This window comes from Pseudomonas sp. REP124, assembly GCF_020164475.1.
GTDB lineage: Bacteria > Pseudomonadota > Gammaproteobacteria > Pseudomonadales > Pseudomonadaceae > Aquipseudomonas.
Genome location: NZ_JAIQWX010000045.1, coordinates 25,443 through 41,173 on the forward strand (window position 1 = coordinate 25,443; position 15,731 = coordinate 41,173).

Annotated in this window: 12 protein-coding genes and 1 pseudogene; 9 read left to right on the top strand and 4 right to left on the bottom strand. The window is 60.0% G+C overall.

The features are described 5' to 3' along the window. Positions 1-257 precede the first annotated feature (257 nt). From K9857_RS13510 to K9857_RS13545, 8 genes and pseudogenes are all read left to right on the top strand, one after another. Positions 258-572, top strand: coding sequence for a YqjD family protein (locus K9857_RS13510; protein ID WP_175377006.1), 315 nt, complete (start codon positions 258-260; stop codon positions 570-572). A 2-nt stretch (positions 573-574) separates the two neighbouring features. After that, complete coding sequence (locus K9857_RS13515) at positions 575-964, top strand: phage holin family protein (RefSeq protein WP_224536489.1); 390 nt, start codon at positions 575-577, stop codon at positions 962-964. Next, complete coding sequence (locus K9857_RS13520) at positions 961-1,302, top strand: hypothetical protein (RefSeq protein WP_224536491.1); 342 nt, start codon at positions 961-963, stop codon at positions 1,300-1,302. Before K9857_RS13515 ends, K9857_RS13520 begins: the two co-directional genes overlap by 4 nt. 151 nt (positions 1,303-1,453) lie before the next feature. After that, positions 1,454-2,782: a deoxyguanosinetriphosphate triphosphohydrolase gene (locus K9857_RS13525; protein WP_224536493.1), complete on the top strand. Its 1,329-nt coding sequence runs from the start codon at positions 1,454-1,456 to the stop codon at positions 2,780-2,782. Between the two features lie 177 nt (positions 2,783-2,959). Continuing rightward, positions 2,960-3,337, top strand: a pseudogene (locus tag K9857_RS13530) (response regulator); the annotation flags it as partial. Between the two features lie 246 nt (positions 3,338-3,583). Next, the gene (locus K9857_RS13535; RefSeq protein ID WP_175377001.1) at positions 3,584-4,210 is read left to right on the top strand and encodes a response regulator transcription factor; all 627 of its coding nucleotides are present in this window, start codon (positions 3,584-3,586) and stop codon (positions 4,208-4,210) included. Positions 4,211-4,218: 8 nt separating this feature from the next. Then, on the top strand, positions 4,219-7,851 hold the full coding sequence (locus K9857_RS13540) for a transporter substrate-binding domain-containing protein (RefSeq protein ID WP_224536495.1): 3,633 nt from the start codon (positions 4,219-4,221) through the stop codon (positions 7,849-7,851). Positions 7,852-7,899: 48 nt separating this feature from the next. After that, positions 7,900-10,845, top strand: a complete 2,946-nt coding sequence (locus K9857_RS13545; RefSeq protein ID WP_224536498.1) for an HD domain-containing phosphohydrolase — start codon at positions 7,900-7,902, stop codon at positions 10,843-10,845. Here K9857_RS13545 and K9857_RS13550 read toward each other — a convergent pair whose 3' ends face one another. Next, entirely contained in the window at positions 10,846-11,328 is a 483-nt protein-coding gene (locus K9857_RS13550) for a GAF domain-containing protein (RefSeq protein ID WP_224536500.1), read from the bottom strand. Then, a complete protein-coding gene (locus K9857_RS13555; RefSeq protein ID WP_224536502.1) occupies positions 11,325-12,215 on the bottom strand; it encodes an ATP-binding protein in 891 nt (296 codons plus the stop codon). The genes K9857_RS13550 and K9857_RS13555 overlap by 4 nt, the downstream gene beginning before the upstream one ends. Before the next feature lie 158 nt (positions 12,216-12,373). Between K9857_RS13555 and K9857_RS13560 the strand changes: the two genes are divergently transcribed. Next, on the top strand, positions 12,374-14,695 hold the full coding sequence (locus tag K9857_RS13560) for a response regulator (RefSeq protein ID WP_318011756.1): 2,322 nt from the start codon (positions 12,374-12,376) through the stop codon (positions 14,693-14,695). Here K9857_RS13560 and K9857_RS13565 read toward each other — a convergent pair. Together K9857_RS13565 and K9857_RS13570 are read right to left on the bottom strand one after the other, a co-directional pair. Next, positions 14,679-15,140: a MarR family winged helix-turn-helix transcriptional regulator gene (locus tag K9857_RS13565; RefSeq protein ID WP_224536505.1), complete on the bottom strand. Its 462-nt coding sequence runs from the start codon at positions 15,138-15,140 to the stop codon at positions 14,679-14,681. The two genes, K9857_RS13560 and K9857_RS13565, sit on opposite strands and share 17 nt — an antisense overlap. Then, positions 15,137-15,622 carry a glutathione peroxidase gene (locus K9857_RS13570; RefSeq protein WP_224536507.1) on the bottom strand — a complete coding sequence of 162 codons (486 nt, stop codon included), beginning with the start codon at positions 15,620-15,622 and terminating at the stop codon, positions 15,137-15,139. Before K9857_RS13570 ends, K9857_RS13565 begins: the two co-directional genes overlap by 4 nt. Between the last annotated feature and the right edge of the window lie 109 nt (positions 15,623-15,731).

A 15,731-nucleotide genomic window follows, 5' to 3' on the forward strand; every position in this document is an offset into this window, starting at 1 on the left:
TGACGCCCGACATCGAGGGCATCACGCCCGATGAACCGCTTTGGCGCACAAGGGTTCTTCAGGGCCAACCTCAACCGGCTTTTCTATCCGGTTTGCGGTTGCTGCAATCAGGGTTTTGCGTAAATCATGCCCAGCAACAGCGCAGTGCCGCAGGCTGACGCACCACGACACAGCAAGAGTTGTACCAGTCATTTGTACTGAACCTTCGCGAAGGGCTCATACTCGAACCTTTCAGACGCCACTTATGGAGATCACCAATGGCCAGCACCAAGGCAAAGACTGCTCAAGAAATTCTGATGAACGATTTTCAGACACTGGTCAGCGACACCGAGCGGTTGCTTGAACATACGGCGTCTTTGGCGGGTGACCAGGCCGACGAATTGCGCGGGCAGATCCATGACAGCCTGCTGCGGGCACGGGAAACCCTCAAGCTGACCGAAGATTCGTTGCGCGAACGCGGCCAGGCCGCCGTCACCGCAACTGAGGACTACGTTCAGGCCAACCCATGGCAATCGGTCGGTATCGCCGCCGGCGTGGGTTTCCTTCTCGGTCTGCTGGCAACCCGGCGCTGATCATGGCGATCGAAGATTTGGGCGCGTCCACAGCGAGCGCCAGTTCCTCATCGCGACGCCTCGGCGCCGCCGTTCTCGGTTTGCTGCACAGTCATGTCGAATTGTTCGGCATCGAATTGCAGGAGCAGAAAGCCCGCACCGTAAGCCTGCTGCTATTCGCAGGCCTGGCCTTGGTGTTTGCTCTGCTGTTGCTGGTGGGATTGTCGACCCTGGTGGTGATCCTGTTCTGGGACACCTATCGCATGGAGGCGATCATCGGCCTTTGCGTCTTCTATACCCTGGCGGCGATTTTCTGCGGGATTCGCCTCAGAGCGGCGATTTTCGATGAATCCTCGCCCTTCCACGGCACCCTGGAAGAATTGTCCAACGACCGGGAGCGCCTGTTGCCATGAACCTGCCCGAACTGCCTCGCAATGCCTCGCGCACGGAAATGCGCAAGACGCTGATCCGGCTGCGCATGGAAATGCATCGCCAGGAAATCCGCAACGAATCCGCGCAACTGCTGCAACCCCTGCACCGTGTGCGAGGGATGACGCAAAACCTGCACGAAGGCCTGGGCATCAAACACGCTCCACTTTGGGGCGTGGCGGCGGTCACCCTGCTCGGTTTTCTCACCGGCAAGGGTGCCAAAAGCGGCGGCGCCAGCAGCCTGACCCGCCTTGTTCGTCTCGGCACGACCCTTGGCCCGTTGATCAAACTGGTGATGCAGGGCACCTCGCGCAGGCCCTGAGCTGTCACTTTCCAGCTGACTCTCAGCCAAACCCCCGAGATGCCCCTCTTTATTCAGAGGGGCATCTCGTGTGCTGCCTGTGGAAAACCTTGCAGGTCCCGGCGCGAACCGGGAAGCTAGCAACTCAAGCCCCCGACGGAGAGCCCCCGCCTTGGATTGGCATACCCTGCTTACCCGCGAACGTCTCGGAAAGCCACTGCACAGCTCGCAGGAACTTGGCCGCAGCCCTTTTCACAAAGACCATGACCGCATCATTTTCTCCGGTGCGTTTCGTCGCCTCGGACGCAAGACCCAGGTGCATCCGGTCTCCAGCAACGACCATATCCACACCCGTCTGACCCACTCGCTGGAAGTCAGTTGTGTCGGCCGTTCCCTGGGCATGCGCGTCGGCGAAACCATCCGCAGCGCCCTGCCCGAGTGGTGCGATCCCAGCGATCTGGGGATGGTGGTGCAGTCGGCCTGTCTGGCCCATGACATTGGCAATCCCCCCTTCGGCCACTCCGGCGAAGATGCGATTCGCCACTGGTTCCAGCAAGCCGCCGGACGTGGCTGGCTCGATGCGATGAGCGAAGCCGAGCGCAATGACTTTCTCAACTTCGAAGGCAACGCCCAGGGCTTTCGGGTACTGACCCAGCTGGAGTACCACCAGTTCGACGGTGGCACCCGGCTGACCTACGCCACCCTCGGCACCTACCTGAAATACCCTTGGACGGCGCGGCACGCCGACTCGCTGGGCTACAAGAAGCACAAATTCGGTTGCTATCAGAGCGAATTGCCGTTGCTCGAACAGATCGCCCACAAGCTCGGCCTGCCGCAACTCGAGGATCAGCGCTGGGCGCGCCATCCGCTGGTGTATCTGATGGAGGCCGCCGATGACATCTGCTATGCGCTGATCGACCTTGAAGACGGTCTGGAAATGTCGCTGCTCGAATACACCGAAGTGGAATCCCTGCTGCTGGACCTGGTGGGTGACGATCTGCCGGAAACCTATCGCCAGCTCGGCCCCGGGGATTCTCGCCGACGAAAACTGGCAATCCTGCGCGGCAAAGCCATCGAACACCTGACCAATGCCGCGGCCCGTGCCTTCGTCGAGCAGCAGGACGCGTTGCTGGCCGGCACGCTGCCCGGCGATCTGGTGGAACACATGCATGGCCCGGCCAAACGATGCGTGCTCAATGCAAAGGACATGGCCCGCAAGAAAATCTTTCAGGACAAACGCAAGACCCTGCACGAAATCGGTGCCTACACCACCCTGGAAATATTGCTCAATGCGTTCTGCGGTGCGGCGGTGGAACAACACAACGGCCGCACGCCGTCCTTCAAGAGCCGACGTATTCTCGATCTGCTGGGCAACAATGCGCCGGATCCGCACGGTTCGCTGCACGCCTCGTTCCTGCGCATGATCGACTTCATCGCCGGCATGACGGACAGCTACGCCAGCGACATGGCGCTGGAAATGACGGGACGCTCCAACCGTTGACGAGCACCTGCTGATCGACCATTACCCCCGCCGTAATGGCCGATCAGCCACCCGATCGCCAATAACGTTCAATGTTCGCTGAATCGCCCTACAAGTGATGTCGCAACGACTGATCGATTGGCGGTTTTTGAAGCGAAACAATCGCGCCTCTTTTGCTCAAAAAAGAAGCATAAAAAAATGAACAAAGACAATCTGCGCATCTTGCTGGTGGAAGACCATCCGTTCCAGCTCAAGGCAACTCAATGCCTGCTCGAAAGTTATGGCTTTAACCAATTGATCACCACCGACTGCGCACAAGGTGCTGTGACGCAGATGCTGGGCGCCGAACAACCCTTCGATATTCTTTTATGCGATCAATGTTTGCCTGATATCTCCGGCATCGAGCTGGTCAAGTTCGCCAGCCAGCGCGGAATGATCAAACACGCCATTCTGCTGAGCAGCCTGACACCGGCCGAACTGGACAGGATTGAAGACATGGCAATTGCCCATGGCCTTCCATTGCTGGGTTATTTGTTAAAACCGCTGAAACAGGACGAATTTATACAACTATTGACTTCGACAAACTTAAAAAACAGCGTTCAAAAAAACAACAAAAGCCTTTTAAGAAAACTTACAAAGACTGCAACTAACTTTATATAAACGCCATTACCCAACGTAAAAAATCTAGTTGACACGTAGTCCCATTCTCTTTTGCTTGTAGGAAGATTCCTATTTTGCCCTTGCAACCAAGTCCGTTCATACGTCACACCAACTATCTGAGCTAAGGTGCGCGCTTTATTTCAGTTCGCATGGGACTCTTTTATGAACTCCGTTTTTATTGTCGACGATCACCCTGTCATCCGGCTTGCGGTTCGTATGCTGCTTGAGCACGAGGGCTACAAAGTCATCGGTGAAACCGACAACGGGGTCGATGCCATGCAGATGGTCCGTGAATGCATGCCGGACCTGGTCATTCTCGACATCAGCATTCCCAAGCTCGATGGCCTGGAAGTGCTGGCCCGCTTCAACGCAATGAGTACGCCGCTCAAGACCCTGGTACTGACAGCACAGTGCCCGACACTTTTCGGGATTCGTTGCATGCAATCCGGTGCGTCCGGATATGTCTGTAAACAGGAAGATCTGAGCGAACTGGTCAGCGCCATCAAAGCCGTGTTGTCGGGTTACAACTACTTCCCGAGCGAAGCATTGAATCCGGTTCGTGGCGACGAAGCCCGTTGCGCCGAACTGGAGTTGTTCAAGTCGGTCAACGACCGGGAACTGATGGTGCTGCAACTTTTCGCACAAGGTCGCACCAACAAGGAAATCGCCAAGGGCATGTTTCTGAGTAACAAGACCGTCAGCACTTACAAGAAACGACTGATGCAGAAACTCAAGGCCAGGTCGCTGGTTGAACTCATCGAAATGGCCAAACGCAACGCACTCGTGTGAGAAACAGGATGCCCAGTCGCGTAATGGATTATCTGATACTGATTGCCGTCGGCCTTTGCCTCAACAGTTCATCGTTCGCGGCACAGCACAGTGAAACCTACGACTTGCTGAGTCGCTCCACGGCCGGGCACCTGGACATTCGGCTGGACACCGGACAAAAGCGCTGGCTGAAGAACAGGCGGGAACTGGTCCTGGGCACTTCCGCACCGGACTACCCACCCTTTGACCTGACCTCGAGCGGCCGCGACTACGAGGGTTTCACCGCCGATTACGCGGGCATCCTCGGCAACGTCACCGATTTGCCCATCAGGGTCCAGCGCTTCCCTTCCCGGGGCGCAGCCATAGAGGCCCTTGAAAATGGTGAAGTCGACCTGCTGGGTACGGCCAACGGCTTCGAGGCGCGCAACAGCGATATCGTCCTGTCCCAACCCTACGCCGTGGACCAGCCGGTGCTGGTGACCCGCGAAGGCGAATCGCGCTCCCTCACCGACGGGCTGGCCGACATGCGCCTGAGCATGGTCTATCACTACCTGCCGCTGGACGAGGTCAAGGCCCTGTATCCGAAGGCGCTCATCACCTCCTACCCGTCCTACCAGAACGCGATCAACGCCGTTGCCTTCGATCAGGCAGACGTGTTTCTCGGCGACACCATTTCCACCCACTACATCATCAACAAGGGTTACCTGAACAACATCCGCATGGCCAGTTTCGGCAAACACGAAGCCCATGGCTTCAGTTTCGCGGTGCGCCAGGACAATCCCGAACTGCTGGGCATCGTCAACGCGATGCTCGAAGCCGTACCCTCCAGCGTTCGCGAGAACATCGCCCGGCGCTGGAGTGCCGGCAGCGACATTCTGCTCACCGATCACAAACTGGAACTCAGCTACAGCGAGGAACGCTGGCTGGCGCAACATCCGGTGGTGCGCGTGGTGGTCAACGAAGCGTTCGCGCCGCTGACCTTTTTCGACAGCGAGGGAAACCTGCGTGGTGTCGCGGCGGACTTGCTCGAACTGATCAGGCTGCGCACCGGCTTGCGCTTCGACATCCAGCGCAGCCGCAGCGACAGCGACATGATCCAGCGAGTCGAGGACAACCAGGCTGACCTGATCGCCGCCCTGCTCCCCAGCGCGCAACGGGAGACCCTGCTGAATTTCAGCCGCCCCTACCTGCAAAACTCCTACGTCCTGCTGACGCGCAAGGCAGAAGACAGCCCCGCTAACCTGACGCAACTTGAAGGCAGTCGCCTGGCCATCGCTCAGGGCCATCCGCTGGTGGACTATCTGCGGCGCGAGTTTCCGTTGATCAAGATCATTGAAACCCCGGACACCTTCAGCGCCGTGGAAATGCTCGCCGAAGGTTTGGCGGAAGGCGCGGTCAATTCGCTGGTGATCGCCAATTACTTCATTTCTTCGCGCCTGTTCGAGCACACCCTGCAGATCAGCACTACCATCGGCACCGAACAGGCCGCCTTTTCCCTGGCAACCAAGCACGGGGCCAAGGAGCTGCATGACATCCTCAACAAGGCTCTGCTGAGCATCTCGCCGGAAGAACTGGGCATCATCAACAGCCGTTGGCGGGGTTATTCGGCGTCTGCGCAAAACACCTGGCGTCACTACCACCGGCTGTTCTACCAAATCGTCATCGGCGCCGGCGTACTGTTGCTGATCTCCGTGGCCTGGAACGCCTACATGCGGCGTCAGATCAATCAACGCAAAGCCGCCGAACGCGCCTTGAGCGATCAATTCGAGTTCATGCGTTCGCTGGTCAACGGCACGCCGCATCCGATCTACGTGCGTGATCGCCAGGGCCTGCTGCAAAGCTGCAACGACAGCTATCTGCAAGCCTTCAACGCCAGACGCGAGGACGTCATCGGCAAAAGTGTCATCGAAGGCTCCCTGAGTAATGCTTTCGAGGCCCGGGAATATCAGGCCGATTACCAGCGCGTGGTGGCCGAGGGCACGCCGCTGATTCTCGACCGGCCGATGCACATCGGCGGTCGCCGGCTGACGATCTATCACTGGATCCTGCCGTACCGCGACTCCAGCGGTGAAGTGCAGGGCATCATCGGTGGCTGGATCGACATCAGCGAACGCCGGCAACTGTTCGATGAACTGCGTTGCGCCAAGGAGCGCGCCGATGAAGCCAACCGGGCCAAAAGCACCTTTCTGGCAACCATGAGCCACGAGATCCGCACGCCGATGAATGCAATCATCGGCATGCTCGAACTGACCCTCAAGCGCATCGAGCACCAACACCCGGATCGTCCCGCCATCGATGTCGCCTACAACTCGGCCAGAGACCTTTTGGAGTTGATCGGCGACATTCTCGACATCGCCCGCATCGAATCCGGACACCTGAGCCTGAGCCCCGAACGGGTCAATCCACGGGAAGTCGTGGCGTCCGTAGTGCGGATATTCGACGGACTGGCACGGCAGAAAGCCCTGGAACTGCAGCTGGATTTCAATCCGGTGGATCCTCCCGTCGACGTCCTGCTCGATCCCTTGCGCTTCAAACAGGTGCTGTCGAATCTGGTCAGCAATGCCATCAAATTTACCGAACAGGGGCAGGTCAGGATCAGCGTCGAGTTGCACCCGACCAACGAGCCCGATCAGGTGCAGATGCAGTTGCAGGTCGAGGACAGCGGTATCGGTATCAGCGCCCAGGATCAGCAACGGCTGTTCCAGCCCTTTGCCCAGGCCGCCAACACCGGGCAGACGGGTGGCACCGGGCTGGGACTGGTGATCAGCCGCAGCCTTTGCGAAAGGATGGGTGGCAGCCTGCAACTGAGCAGTCAGCCCAGCGTCGGTACGCGGGTGCAAATGTCGCTGCTGTTGCCGGCACTGAAACGGGAGTTTGAAGTGAGGGAAGATCCACCTGTCTATGCGGTGAGTGCTCCATTGAAGGTGCTGGTGGTCGATGACCACGCCGCCAATCGCCTGTTGATGTGCCAGCAGCTGGAATTTCTCGGTCATCGATTCTGCGTCGCGGCGGATGGCCAGGAAGGCTTCGAGACATGGAAGACCGACGCATTTGACCTGGTGATCGTCGACTGCAACATGCCGGTCATGAATGGCTACGAGCTGTGCCGGGCCATTCGCCAACACGAAAAACAGACGCGACAAGCGCCGTGTACGGTCCTGGGTTTCACCGCCAATGCCCAGCCCGAAGAGGTCCAGCGCTGCAAGCGCGCAGGCATGGATGACTGCCTGTTCAAACCCCTGACTCTGACGGCCCTGAGCCACAGGGTCGAAGGCCTGGCACCGACGGTCCGTTCCCCCGCCTTCCGCCTGGAAGGTTTGCAACAACTGACGGGAGGCAACCCGGCGTTGAACCTGCGCCTGTTGACCGAACTGCTCAACAGCAATCGTCAGGATCGTCAGGGCTTGCTGGCGCTGCGCGACTGCGCCGAACCCCAGGCGTTTCTCGATATTGCCCACAAAATCAAGGGCGCAGCCCGCATCGTTCAGGCCTCTCGACTGATCGACAGCTGTGAAGCCCTCGAAAGCATTTGCCGAACGCCTTTTGCCCCTGACCAGGTCGCCGAATGCGCCTCCGCCGTGGAGCGTGCGTTGCTGGAACTCGACCAGGCTTTGCTGCAACAAATCGGCGACAACGACCACAGCAGAACCACAGAGGCTTAACTATGCTTGGACGCTGAGCAGTGTGTTAACCCTCACGGAGTGACTTGCATGTCTGACCCACTGCGTCCGGATCCTCGGCGATTTCCCCTGCACGTTCACATCAGCGTGATGTTCACCTGCCTGCTTTTGTTTACGGGGATCGTACTGGGCCTGTTCAACTACCATCAGACCACTCAGATCATCCTGTCCAGCAGCGAGAAGCTGTTCGAGCGCATCGAGCAGGATGTGCGCCTGGACTTGAAAGCCACCTATGAACCGATCCGCCACCTGCTGAGCCTGCAAGTCGTCAACCCGGCCATCAACGGCACCGACCTGACGCAACGCCTGACACTGCTCAAACCCTTCAGCCAGTCGCTCATCGACAACCCGGATCTGGCGTCGCTGTATCTTGGCTACAGCAACGGCGATTTTTTCATGGTTCGACCGCTGCGGACCGAGGCCCTGAAAACCCTGCTCGAAGCTCCAGCGACAGCGGCTTATCACGTCTGGAGCATCGAGCGAAACAGCAGCGGCCAGGTGCATTCCCAATCGCTGTTTTTCGATCAGGGCCTGACCTTCATCAGCCGCCACGACAACCCCGATGACAGCTACGACCCGCGCAGCCGCACCTGGTTTACCAGCGCCAGCCGCGATCAAGATCAGATCACCACCGAACCTTATGTGTTCTTTTCCACCCATAACGTAGGCACCACCCTGGCCCGACGCGGTGGCGAGCAGGTGGTGATGGGCGCAGACCTGACCCTGGCCGAACTCAGCGCCACTCTGGCCAAGCACGTGGTGACGCCCGCCACCCAGATCGTGCTATTCGATACCCACGGCAATGCCGTTGCCTATCCCGACGCCAGCCGCCTGATCATCGACGACAAGACCGCTCGCCTGATCAAAGCCGCCGACCTGAACCCCAGTCTGAATGCACTGCTCAACGCCCCCCAAGAAGGCAATCGCCTGAATGCCGGCGGTCGCCAATGGATCGTCGCCCGCAGCAGCATGCAGGAAGGCGGGCCCAACGGCCTGCAACTGGCGATGCTGGTGCCGGAAGATGAATTGCTCGTCGATGCCTACCGCATGCGCTGGCAAGGGGCGTTGATTACCCTGGCGACGCTGCTGTTGTGCATACCGCTGGGCTGGGCGACTTCGCGCATCCTCGTCAAACCCTTGCGGGCACTGGTGCTGGAGGCCGATGCCATTCGCAGTTTCGATTTCAACCGACCGCTGTCCCGGCGCTCTCCGGTGCTGGAGATCGATCAACTGAGCGTGTCGATGTCACGGATGAAGGACACCCTGGCGAGCTTCTTCCAGATCACCGACAGCCTGAGCGCCGAAACCCGTTTCGATCCTCTGCTGGAACGGGTGCTGTTTGAAACCGTGAAGATCGGCCAGGCCCAGGCCGGCCTGATCTACCTGCGCGAAGGCGACGATGACCGCATGGAACCCCGTGGCCTGGTGATCAAGGAGACGGCTCTACCCCTGGCGTCCTTCGACCTGCAGGCTCACGAACCGCAGAATCCGCAGAGCCCGGACTGGATGCAACAGTTGTGCACCGCCGACAATGTCGTCAGCAATCTGGGGTTCGAACAGGCTGGGGATTTACAGAAAGTGCTGCTCGCACTGGAGTGCCCTCGGGTTCATCTGATCGGCATTCGCTTGCACAATCGCCACAACGAAACTGTGGGCCTGCTGGTGTTCCTGCTGGAGGACAGCGGCAGCAAGGAAGACCTGGAAAAACTGCGTCCCGACCGCATCGCGTTTCTTCAAGCGGTATCCGGCGCGGCGGCGGTGAGTATCGAAAGCAAGCGGCTTCAAGCTCGCCAGAAACGGCTGATGGAGTCGTTCATCCAGTTGTTGGCCGGCGCGATCGACGCCAAGAGCCCCTACACCGGCGGACATTGCCAGCGTGTACCGGTCCTGACGCTGATGCTCGCTCAGGCCGCGGCGGCCAGCAACGACCCGGCGTTCTGTGACTACCAACCCAACGAGGATGAATGGGAGGCGCTGCACATTGCCTCCTGGTTGCACGATTGCGGCAAGGTCACCACGCCCGAATACGTCGTCGACAAGGCCACGAAACTGGAAACCCTGAACGATCGCATCCACGAAATCCGTACCCGCTTCGAGGTGCTCAAGCGCGATGCCTGGGTGAGTTACTGGCGGGCGCTCGCCCAGGGCGGCGATGAGCAATCGCTGGCACAGCTGCGCGATGGGACGCTGCAAGGGCTGGATGAGGATTTCGCCTTTGTCGCCAACTGCAATCTGGGCGGCGAAGCCATGGCCGAGGACGATCTGCAGCGCCTGCGCCGCATCGCCGAGCGCACCTGGACGCGAACCCTGGATGACCGTCTGGGCGTTTCCTGGGAAGAGAACCAGCGCCAGGCCCGCACTCCGGCCCCGACATTGCCGGTGACCGAATGGCTGCTGGCGGACAAGGCCGAACACCTGCTCGAACGCCCCGCGACCGAACTGATCGCGCCGGACAATCCCTGGGGGTTCAAACTCAATGTTCCGCGCTACAAGTACAACCGCGGCGAGCTCTACAACCTGAGCATCACCCGCGGCACCCTGACGAGCGAGGAGCGCTACATCATCAATCACCACATGGTGCAGACGATCCTGATGCTCAATCAGCTGCCCTTCCCCGCCCATCTGCGCAACGTCCCGGAAATCGCCGGCGGCCATCACGAGAAAATGGACGGCACCGGTTACCCGAAACGCTTGAAGCGCGAAGAGATGAGCCTGCCGGCGCGGATGATGGCGATTGCCGATATCTTCGAAGCCCTGACCGCTGCCGACCGGCCTTACAAGAAGGCCAAGTCGCTGAGCGAGGCGCTGGGTATCATGGCGTTCATGTGCCGCGATGCCCACATCGATCCGCAGCTGTTCAGGTTGTTCATCGAGGCGCGCATCTATCGGCAGTACGCCGAGCGTTTTCTCGACGCTCGGCAGATCGATGCGGTGGACGCGTCAGGCCTGCTGATCAAAGCGGGCCTGACGGTGTGATCAGCAATCGGTCAGGCGCAGGAAAATCGCTGCCAGTTGCTCGATACCGGCCTGATCCTCGGTGGTGAAGCGCGCCAGTTTCGGGCTGTCGAGATCCAGCACTCCGATCAGCCGACCGTCCTTGACCAACGGCACCACGATTTCGCTGTTAGACGCGCTGTCGCAAGCGATGTGACCGGGGAAAGCGTGTACGTCCTCGACCAGTTGCGTCTGCAAGGTCGCCGCTGCGGTGCCGCACACACCACGGCCGAAGGGAATCCGTACGCAGGCGATCTGGCCCTGGAACGGGCCCAGCACAAGTTCTTCGTTACGGTTGAGATAGAAACCGGCCCAGTTCAGGTCTTCGAGCTGGTTGAACAGAAAAGCCGAAAACTGCGCGGCGTTGGCGATGAAATCCCGCTCGTCCGCCAGCAGCGATTCGAGCTGCGCGTGCAGCATGCCGTAGCCTTCGAGGCCCTGGCCGCTCTTTTGTAAATCGATCATGCCTTGTGCTCCAAAAGTTTCAGCCCGACCCAATAGCGGGCAAATTGATACGCGCAACGTCCGTTGCGATTGCCGCGCCCGGTGGCCCAGCGTACCGCGAGGATGTCCAGCTCCTCGGTACGTTGCCACTCAAGGCCGGCCTTGTCGGCCAACTGACCGATCCAGTGTTCGACGACGTTGAGAAAGTGTTCCTGGGTAAACGGATAGAACGACAGCCACAGACCGAAGCGATCCGACAGGGCGATCTTGTCCTCTACCGCCTCGCTGGGGTGCAATTCGCCATCGACGCGTTTCCAGTTTTCGTTATCGCTTTCCTTTTCCGGCACCAGGTGGCGACGGTTGGAAGTGGCATACAGCAATACGTTGTCCGGCGCCTGTTCGAGGGAACCGTCGAGGACGCTTTTGAGCACGCGATAATCGCCCTCGCCGGACTCGAACGACAGGTCATCGCAGAACAGCACGAAACGTTGCGGCAGTTTTGCGATCTGTTCGACGACCCGCGGCAGGTCTGCCAAATGATCGCGCTCGATCTCGATCAGGCGCAATCCGCCCTCGGCATGCTCGGCCAGCAAGGCGCGGACCAGCGACGATTTGCCGGTGCCACGCGAGCCCCATAGCAAGGCGTGGTTGGCGGGCATACCGTCGATGAATTGTTGAGTGTTGCGGCCCAGTTGCTCCACTTGCCGATCGACGCCGATCAGGTCGGACAGACGCATGTCGAGGCTGACTTGCAGCGGCAGCAGGAAACCGCTGCGCCCTTCGCGCTGCCAGCGAGCCGCCAGGCAGGTCGTCCAGTCGATGGCTTGCCGAGGGGTGGGCAACAGCGGTTCGATACGGGCCAGAACGGCGTCGGCGCGTTCAAGAAAAGCATTCAATCGGGAATCCACGTCTTTTCCTCGGGCAAGTTGACAAACATGATGGTGATACAGCGATGGCAAATAGCGCTTGATGACCGGCCAAAGCCCCGGTAGAAGGCTCCCGAGAACATCATGCATGATCGGCTATGCTTGAGCAGCGAAGGGAAACGGAAGTGGTCCAACACCCCATGGATATCAAATTCACCAACCGGCTGTCCTATAAACAAGCCCGGCTTACCGTGCTGGTGGGTTTCATTCTGGGCACGCTGCTCAGCCTGCTGCAAATAGGCATCGATTATGCCAGCGAAGACGCCTCCATCAACCGTGAAATCCTGTCTTTGCTGGAAATCAGCCACAACCCTGCCTCACGCATCGCCTACAACATCGACGCCGAGCTGGCCCAGGAACTGACCATGGGCCTGCTGCGTTCCCCGGCGATCATCGGCGCGAAGCTGACCGACAACAACGGCAACGTGCTCGCCAACGTCAGGCGCCCCGGCCTGCAAAGCGGCTATCGGGTGCTCAGCGACTTGCTGTTCGGCGCGGACCGGCGGTTCGAGGACCGCCTCTATCTGGATCACCTGCCCAACGAATCCCTCGGCGTCCTGCAACTGGATGTCGACACCTATTCCTTCGGTTATCGCTTCCTGCGTCGCGCCGAAGTGACGCTGCTCAACGGTTTTGCCCGCAGCCTGATCCTGACCGGCATCCTGCTGGCGCTGTTCTATGTGATGCTGACCAAGCCGCTGGTGCGGGTGATCCGTGAACTGAGCGGCCGCGATTCGCGCAGCATGGAACCGACCGCCCTGGAGTGTCCGCCGGGGCATGCCAACGACGAGATCGGGGTTCTGGTGACCGTTGCCAACCAGCAGTTCGAGAATGTCGCCACCGAGATCCAGCAACGGCGCAACGCGGAAAACCGTTTGACCGATTACCTCGGCCAACTGGAAAACATCGTCTCGGCGCGCACCACCGAACTCAAGGCGATCAATGCCCGCCTCAGCCAGTCCAACCAGGAACTCGAAGTCGCCCGCAGTACCGCGCTGGACATGGCCGAAGCGCGCTCGGTGTTCCTGGCCAACATGAGCCACGAGATTCGCACGCCGCTCAATGGCTTGCTGGGGATGATCGCGCTGTCCCTCGACGGGCCGCTGACGGCCGAGCAACAGCAACAGCTGTCCATCGCCCATGACTCGGGCAAAGTGCTGGTGGAATTGCTCAACGATATTCTCGACCTGTCGAAATTCGATGCCGGTCAGCTCGAGCTCGAACACATTCCGTTCGACCTGGGCTCGCTGGTCGAAGACACCGCCAACCTGCTGTCGCAGAACGCAGCGCCGAGTGTCGAGCTGACCTGCCTCATCGATCCGCAGTTTCCGGCGCTGGTGCTCGGCGATCCGACCCGGGTACGGCAGATCGTCAGCAACCTGCTCTCCAACGCGCTCAAGTTCACCCGTTTCGGGCGGGTCGATGTGCGGCTGTCGAGCTCCGGTGAAGGGGTGAAGATCGAAGTCTGCGATACCGGCATCGGTATTCCTCAGGACGCTCAGGTCAAAATCTTCCAGCCGTTCACCCAGGCGGGCGCCGGAATCACCCGGCAATTCGGTGGCACGGGGCTGGGGCTGGCACTGACCTACAACCTGTGCGAAGCCATGAATGGCCGCTTGAGCATCAGTTCGGAAGCCGGCTTCGGCAGCCAGTTCTGCGCTGAATTGCCACTGCCCCGCCATACCCGGGCCGTCGTCCCCTCGACCCTGGGCGGCAAGGTCATCGCCATCACCTCCGCCAGCAGTGGTCTGGCGGAACTGCTGTCCAGTGTCTTGCCGGTCTGGGGCGTGGAGTATCAGCAACGGTCCATCGATGATCCGCTGATCGGCCTGGACCCCGATGTGCTGATTACCGATTGCCCCGAATGCCTGTTCAATCTGCGTCCGGCCATCAGCGCGCCGATTCTGCTGGTGACCGCCTACGGCAGTTTCCTGCCCAGCGAACAGGTCAGCGCCCTCGCGCCCTTGCAGCAGCAGGCTCGCCCGCTGGCGCGCAATGCGCTGTATCAGAATCTGCGGCGCATCCTGCAACCGGAAATGACGACGATCAGCGAAACCCAGGTCGATACGCCCTCTGCGCAACGCCGGGCACGGGTGCTGCTGGTCGAAGACAACCCGGTCAATCAACTGGTGGCAAAAGGCATGCTGGGTAAGCTCGGCTGCGAGGTCTACGTTGCAGCTCATGGCGTCGAAGCGCTGGATCAGCTGGAGAACAGTGAATTCGACCTGGTGCTGATGGACTGCAACATGCCGGTCATGGATGGCTATGAGGCCAGCCGGCAGATCCGCCGTAGCGGGCGCTGGCCGCAATTGCCCATCGTTGCGCTGACCGCCAATGCCATGTCCGAAGAACGCGAGCGCTGCCGGGCGGCAGGCATGAACGACTATCTGGCCAAACCCTTCCGCCGCGAAGAGCTGGGCGCGTTGCTGGATATCTGGGTACCGGTCACGACAGTGCCTTGATCTGCCCCAACAGATGGTCCAGGCCTTCTCGCAGCTCGCTCAGGCGATCCAGATCCACGCCGCTGTCGCACAACAGACGGGCCTTCAACGGGCCGACCTGATCACGCAAGGCAAGCCCGTCTGGCGTCACACTCAAGTGCACTTCGCGCTCGTCCCGGGCCGAGCGCTGCCGTTGCACCAGCTGTAATTGCTCAAGACGCTTGAGCAATGGCGTCAGGGTGCCGGAATCCAGCGCCAGCCGCTCGCCCAGCGCCTTGACGGTCGGTTGCTCCGGCACTTTTTCCTGCCACTCCCACAACACCAGCATCGCCAGATATTGCGGGTAGGTCAGGCCCAGTTGATCGAGCATCGGCTTGTAGGCCCGGATCACCGCCCGGGACGCGGCATACAGTTTGAAGCACAGCTGGCTGTCGAGGTTCAGGGAGTCGGCGGGCAGGCTGTTCATTTGAGCAGGGCTTCGATCTCGCGACTCAGGTCCTGCGGCTTGGTGGCCGGGGCGAAACGCTTGACCAGCTGGCCGTCCTTGCCGATCAGGAACTTGGTGAAGTTCCACTTGATCCCCTGGGAACCGAGCACGCCCGGGGCACGCTTCTTCAATTGCACGAACAGCGGATGGGCGCCGGTGCCATTGACTTCGATCTTCTTGAACAGCGGGAAGCTGACGCCGTAGTTGAGTTCGCAGAACTCGCTGATGGCGCCTTCATTGCCCGGCTCCTGCTTGCCGAACTGGTTGCAGGGGAAGCCCAGCACCACCAGGCCCTGGTCCTTGTAGGTCTGCCACAGTTCTTCGAGGCCTTTGTATTGTGGGGTGAATCCGCATTTGCTGGCGGTGTTGACCACCAGCACCGCCTTGCCGGCGTAATCCGCCAGGGTCTTTTGCTCACCCTTGATGGTGGTGCACGGGATGCTCAGCAGGTTGTCGCTCATGGGAAAGGCTCCGGTTTCGAAGGGAATGGAGCAAACATAGCGAGCAATTGAATTGTGTGCAATTCAATTATAGAAGGGCCGCTCCCTGTAGGAGCACGGCTTGCCGGCG